Annotated in this window: 1 protein-coding gene; it reads right to left on the bottom strand. The window is 58.7% G+C overall.

The annotated features are described in order from the left end of the window. Positions 1-259, bottom strand: a 259-nt coding sequence (locus ACYP03_RS26835; protein WP_459782784.1) for an ATP-binding protein, incomplete at both ends; no start/stop codon positions are given.

Raw genomic sequence — 259 nt, 5'->3', positions numbered from 1 at the left:
CGGTCAAAGCGCCTGTCCTGATTGCTCTCATCGTCCACCCAGTCCAAATGATGCTCATGGGCATAAGCTTGCAGCTCGGCACGGCTGACATCCAGCAAAGGGCGTATGTGTAAGCCATTGGCAAAGGGTTTGACCTCCGGCATGGCCGCCAGGCCGGCAGGGCCGCTGCCGCGCTTTAACGCCAGCAGGACAGTTTCCAGCTGATCGTCGGCATGCTGTGCGGTCAGCAAGTATTCCTGAGACTGAACATACCTCGCCA

Source organism: Photobacterium sp. R1 (assembly GCF_054600795.1).
Note: the sequence above shows the minus strand (reverse complement) of the source record. Positions and strands in the feature narration are given on the sequence as shown.